This window comes from Pseudoalteromonas sp. 20-92, assembly GCF_030847595.1.
GTDB classification, from domain to species: domain Bacteria; phylum Pseudomonadota; class Gammaproteobacteria; order Enterobacterales; family Alteromonadaceae; genus Pseudoalteromonas; species Pseudoalteromonas fuliginea.
On the sequence record NZ_JANJGQ010000047.1, the window covers coordinates 1 to 5,799 of the forward strand.

General features: G+C 39.3%; 3 protein-coding genes and 1 pseudogene. All 4 read right to left on the reverse strand.

The features are described from left to right. Positions 1 to 95 (reverse strand): hypothetical protein (locus tag NRL14_RS21115; protein ID WP_373462543.1); only part of this gene is annotated, 95 nt, incomplete at its 3' end. A 1,145-nt stretch (positions 96 to 1,240) separates the two neighbouring features. Continuing rightward, positions 1,241 to 3,526: pseudogene (locus tag NRL14_RS21120) on the reverse strand (hypothetical protein); the annotation flags it as partial. 1,003 nt (positions 3,527 to 4,529) lie between these two features. Then, on the reverse strand, positions 4,530 to 4,841 hold the full coding sequence (locus tag NRL14_RS20560) for a hypothetical protein (RefSeq protein WP_033015760.1): 312 nt from the start codon (positions 4,839 to 4,841) through the stop codon (positions 4,530 to 4,532). 141 nt (positions 4,842 to 4,982) lie between these two features. After that, entirely contained in the window at positions 4,983 to 5,462 is a 480-nt protein-coding gene (locus NRL14_RS20565) for a hypothetical protein (protein WP_007377688.1), read from the reverse strand. Positions 5,463 to 5,799 lie beyond the last annotated feature (337 nt).

Consider the following 5,799-nt stretch of genomic DNA (forward strand, 5'->3'; position numbering starts at 1 on the left):
CCGGTGTTTCTGGCTCCGGTGTTTCTGGCTCCGGTGTTTCTGGCTCCGGTGTTTCTGGCTCCGGTGTTTCTGGCTCCGGTGTTTCTGGCTCCCATCTTTGTGCCGTAATGCCAATATCTTGCACACCAACTTGTTGGCCACTTGGTGCTTGCAGTTGAACTCTAAGACGTGTCGAAGCGATTCCACTTGGGATTGGGAATGTTTTAAGAGTTGAATCGTTACTGTTCTCACCTCTGTCCGGCAGGTTTATCCATGCTCCGTTTGCCCATCGCTGAACTCTCCAAAAATCAACTTGATGGAAATTATTATTATCTTCCTTCATTGTTACTATGAAGTTAGTGAATGGTGCTCCAAAGTCAAATGCTATAAACACGCCGCCGCCGCCAGCGCTAGTACCATCTGAAGTAGTTGTTGCAATATTTTGCAAGTTACCATCGTGCGCTCGGTCTCTATTCGTATGCCAATTCATGCTATACGTAATTGTCGTTTCAGCCGCGCTTGTTAAGTTAACAACATTACTTGCATCTGGCGCTGGTGTTTCTGGCTCTGGTGTTTCAGGCTCTGGCGTTTCCGGCTCTGGTGTTTCCGGCTCTGGTGTTTCCGGCTCTGGTGTTTCCGGCTCTGGTGTTTCGATTGAGTGACTCGAGGCCAAGATAAGTCTGTCGATTAAAATGCCTGTAACATCACTTATCGCTGACTCTGGAATTCCAGGTGCTATCCAGTTGGCTGGAATATTACCGTAAACTCTAGCATCGGGCTGCATAGGCTGACGACGAGGATCACTAGGAGCCAACAAATGAGGCTGTAACGCTAATGCACCTATCGTTAAACCACTATTAGCAGGGGCGTCAGCTGTATGACAACTTAAACAAAATGCATTGTTAACAGAATCTGGACGTGGTTGATCTTGAAGTAGCGGTCCCTCAGGAAATACTAAATCGGCGCGAACACCTGTTAGTCCGTTTGGAATATTAGCAAGATGTGCTGCCCCATCCTCACTATAATCGTGATAACACACATACTGAGAATACGTTTGCTTGTAATTGCTATTTAATATGTTTGTAATATCTTCATGAGCTGTAAGCTCTACGCTTGTAGCCCAAAAGTTACTCCAATGATTAGGTGCAACACTGGCATCCGAAATACCAGCCAAAGTACCATTGGCCATATTACAAGCCAACTCTGGAGTTAACGGTTCAGCAAAAACTTTAACATCATCAATCCAGCCTCTTAGATCATTACTGTTAGGGCTTTCACCTATTGTTAACGTTTCATTTTCTTGTAACTGAAAAGCTGAGCTGCTTGCCTCAACCGTTGTAACGAGATAACCGTTTAAATAAACCAACACAGTCGTACTGTCAGATACTACGTCATAGCTGATATTAAAGCCGTAGTGTCTCCAGCGATGAAAATTTAATGGTTCATTACTTACGTATGTTTCAACCAATGTGCCTGTTATATCGTAAAAGTGAATACTGTTGTTGTTACCTAAGCGAATTTCACTATTATCAGGAAAGTGAATCAAGGCTCTTTCTGTATTTGTTGGCCCTCTCGCATCAACAAATAAACCGTAGTACCAGTTTACATTTTCAAAACTCAAAGATTGTTGTGGAATGTCATACTCAATACCTGCACCATCACCATCTAGCCATAAACCTTTACCTCGAATACCTCCATTAGCAATAGGCTCCACACGTGTATCACCAATCAAATTACCTTGTGTTGGAATATTCCACGTGCCATCTGCAAGTATAGTTGTATCATCTGCTAGTATATCAAATCGCCCACCTGTAGCAGAGTTACCAATTGCATTTCGGCCGATCAAGTTTTGACCATTTTCACGCGCTCTATCCGTATTTGATACTCTAATACGGATCAACTGCGCCATATTTGAATTAATAAAGCTATTAGGATTTAAGTAATCATCAAAATTAATCTCTGCCGTACCACGACCTGTGCTCATTAGCCATACAACATCTGCTGGTGTGACTGGACTTAGATTTGGGAAATAATTAAATCTATGTTCGTTTGAATCAAGAAAACGATTATTTCCGCCATTACCTAACGGTAAACGACTAGCAATATTGTCAGGACCATTGCCTATACGTTTGTAGGTAGGACCGGTGTCATATAATCTCACTTCACGATGACTAGCATCATCAGCATTAAGGTTAAAATCAATATTGTTGATAATATCATCAAGTAGAACCATTTTTCCTCTGGTCCATAACCCCATAAGTGTTCTACCTCCAAATTGCCCTATATTTTGGGACGATGTATTTGAATTACAATTAATTGAGGTGTGAGCTGGACAAAGTGGACTGCTATTTGGGTCTAAGTCCAAACCTGAAGGTCCGTACGGTAAGGTTAATGTACCGGTGCTATCGTAAAGCGTTCGACCTATTGTAGTCAACGATATAACGTCACCTCCCCGATCAATCCATGGGTATGATCCTAGGGGTATATTTTTTGGAATAACATTGTTTTGACCATCACGAAAAGGCTGCATAGCAAAACCATATCGAGTGTTAATAGTCTCGTCATAAGGAGCGTAACTCAAAGGACGTAAGTACGATGGAATTACCCTTGGTGTTGCGGCTGTATCAGGGTTAATACCAGGCCCTTCCCATTGATTGATATCACAAGCTTCAAAGTCATCTGGGTTATCATTAACAATGTAGATTGCATCTGATCTCATTGCAGGCTCGCCTTCATAAGGCGCGACTATAGTTGAATTCCCTGATCTACCTACAAGTAATCGTCCGTCGCCAGGAAACATTGGCTCAAATGAGTCGGTTATCCTGTGCGGATTTGATGTTTTTTTACGCTCAGTAATGGTGACTTCCGCTATACTAGCATCAACCGTTTTTGGGTTTATTACACGGACATTAACTCTAGTACCATGCAATATACGCCCATTGTTACTAGGTAACCTTTCAAAACGTACAACCCATAAGTCATAACAATCATCAGTATTACCAATACCACACGCTTGTGGATTTTTAATGGCTGAGTGTTCATCGAATGTTACATCACATAGCCCAAGATGAGAATCTGCTGTACCACCCACCGACCCAGTCAATACATTTAAATCTGGCACGCTATTGTTACCACCACCTAGGCGAGCGTTTGAGGTAGCTGCAGCATTAGCTCTATCCAATATAAATGTACCATTGGGTGAATCTTTAAATAATGTCGTAAATTTTTCTGGCTTTTGCAACCTAAAACTAACTTGATCAGGCCCCCTATCATCTTCATTTTCTTCAAGTTTATGGGAAAGAGCAATGCGCCCATCATAACTTGTTTGTAATGTAGGCATTGTTGGTCGTGTATACCTTGGCCTTTCATTAACACTAGGTTGCCTAGCCATGTGAACATCACGATTGATTGCTGGCGCATCGGGCCTTGCTGCAAAAGTGTTACTGCCCGTAAATATTGTCAGGCCACAAACACCTAACAATATTCCTGATAATTTTCTGTGCACTTTATTACCTCTTACTTCTTCTGAAATTAATAAAAAAGTCATATTAGACTTAAATATTCGTGAATAATTCTATGCTGAATTTTTATAACTAACTTTAAAAGTATTGCCAATTATGATCTTTCACCTATTAATTTTGATGTATATTTCAGCTAAGATTCAGTACTTCTCATATGAAATCAACTTAGCAATACCCCTTACAAGCTCCCACAGTAAAGGTCTTAGACGTTACGCAACTCCTTATTTAGCTAAATAAATGACGTATAAATTACCTAGCGCAGCATCCTTATAGTTCAAAAAAACATCTCTTCTATTTTTAAACTTCCCTTTAATTAATTTTTTATCCCTATAATTTCATCTCAGTAGTGTTAGTAACGTACAGAACAAACAAAACTAATCAATTAGTACCAACAAAAAACAAAAAGCCAATAAATAAACACTATATTAACGAATCCTAACATAATACGTTACACATAAACAAACATACTACGTATACAAAGATTAAAAATGTGATGAAGTTGAGCTTGTAAGCACTCTTAACCTTATTGGGCTGCGCCAAAAAAGTATTCAATTGTTAGTGATATAACTACTCAAGTTAGGTAGTTAAAAGAACCTACCTTGACTTAAAATTATGACTTTATACTCATTTTTTAAAGAGCATATCTATGCCTGGCATTTAGCTATTTGAATATTCCGAATCAATCGATGATCCTGTTAAATAAGGTAAAGCGACTAATAAACTATTTCATTTCATAACCTTAGCTATTATCGCTATCGTCATGGATACTGAGATTTTTCATATTGGTTGACAGTAAATTAATTTTTCCATCCGTAGCAGTAAGGCGAGCCGCCTATTGTGACTATGTAGCCCTCCAAGCTTTAATCTATACAGTTATATCTTTCTCTATTTCTGAATTATTTCGATAAACGGCTGTTGGTAACCATTCTACTTTTAAACTTCTTGATAAACGCCCTACCCTTATAATCGCCTTACGGTCTTATATTTTGTTGAATTTGATAACTGCATGGGAACTTACTGCCAGCTTTGTTACTTCTTTCGGTTACGCTTGTTTCTACCTCCTATCAAAGCTTCTTTTATGACCATAATTAGTGCCATCACTACCGGCGATATCATTCCTACCACGGCAGTAAACGCTTGAAGCTCAAGAAAATATCCAGCAAGGCAAGTTACTAAGACTAACACTACCGTAGTGGGCATCGCCCATCGTCCTATTAACATAATGACAATATCTTGAGGCATAGTACGATTGGTAGATTGATCTATATTTGTTTGCTCAAGCTCGGGGTTAGATTTGGTTTTTGCATCGCAGTCCGATGAACTCTCAAAATTTTTTTTCATCAAAATTACTCCTCTGATTGATAAATTTTTTGGGGAAGGAGGGGGAGGCAAAAGCCTCCTTAGTCAGTCGCTGCAATAGTCGTTATTAACAGGAGAAGGAAGGAGAGTATGGAAGAGGGTTATGTCTTTAAATAGGGCTACTTAATGAAGCCAAACTTGAGGACTAAAAAAGTGTTGTTCCGGTGAATATTCGAGTTGAGAATATAGGTGTGTTTGATTGGCATAAATATCAAAATAAAGAGTATATAAACGAAGCCATATAGTGAGCCTAGGCTGATCAGTTTGATTAATTTGTTGCAGCGTGTACGAACACATTACGCCACTAATAGGGAGTGAAAAACACTGCTGAAATTGCACTAATAATTCGTCGACATAGCCTTTAACTGATGCTTTAAATAATAAATTAGCAATACTTTGTTGCTGGATATTTTCTCCCTGCAACTGCAGCCATATTTCTTCACAGTAATGATGTTTAAATAGTTGGTATAGCTCAGATGAGGAGAAGCCAATGTCCTTCATGGTTTGCCAGCAGGTGAGATCCTCAATATTGACACTATAAATGTTTGCTGCTTCACGCTTTAAAGCAAAGACTTTTTCAAATGCCTGCACATAATTTGCCATTATCACTTCCTTTGTTAGAACTTCTAGGAATAACGTGCGGGCATTAGAAATGTGAATTAAATTCGACTCAAACTAGTCCTTTTTTCAATAAAAATAAGTGAAATAAAATCATCAAGGATTGATGCTAGCTCTGAATGATTCCTTAAATGCCCGTGCCACAAAGTCTTAGACTCGCCATTCGCTAGAAAGTGACTGACGTGGTCAACTAAATTCAGTCTGTAGTGGTACAGTGATTTTGGCCACCCATTAAGAAAGAAATTTTATGCTAATAAGCATACAAATTTGGGTGAAAAAATGACGAAATTAAAACGCGCAACATATTCAGCGGCAATTAAAT

What these genes read in the sequence shown, in the direction of transcription:
- NRL14_RS20560 (WP_033015760.1), bottom strand. Translation starts at nt 4,841, where the DNA reads ATGAAAAAAAATTTTGAGAGTTCATCGGACTGCGATGCAAAAACCAAA.
- NRL14_RS20565 (WP_007377688.1), bottom strand. Translation starts at nt 5,462, where the DNA reads ATGGCAAATTATGTGCAGGCATTTGAAAAAGTCTTTGCTTTAAAGCGT.